1 tRNA gene is annotated in these 301 nt (G+C 47.5%); it reads right to left on the reverse strand.

The features are described from left to right. Window positions 1-113: 113 nt before the first annotated feature. Window positions 114-189: transfer RNA gene (locus tag HGT71_RS15660), tRNA-Glu, on the reverse strand. Window positions 190-301 lie beyond the last annotated feature (112 nt).

A 301-nucleotide genomic window follows, 5' to 3' on the forward strand; every position in this document is an offset into this window, starting at 1 on the left:
GTTTTCAATTTATCAGCTTGTTTCCAGATTTTTAAAGAGCAATATCTTAAAGACGACTCGTAAGTCAGCTTTAAGATAATAGTGTCGGCGACTTTCACTCACAGACCAGCAAGTGGCGTCCCCTAGGGGATTCGAACCCCTGTTACCGCCGTGAAAGGGCGGTGTCCTGGGCCTCTAGACGAAGGGGACAGTAGTCTGCTTCGCAAGACGCCTTGCTTCTTTACATTTTCATCAGACAATCTGTGTGAGCACTACGCAGCAATGTATCTTACAGGTAAGGAGGTGATCCAACCGCAGGTTC

This window comes from Rosenbergiella epipactidis, assembly GCF_018494055.1.
GTDB lineage: Bacteria > Pseudomonadota > Gammaproteobacteria > Enterobacterales > Enterobacteriaceae > Rosenbergiella > Rosenbergiella epipactidis.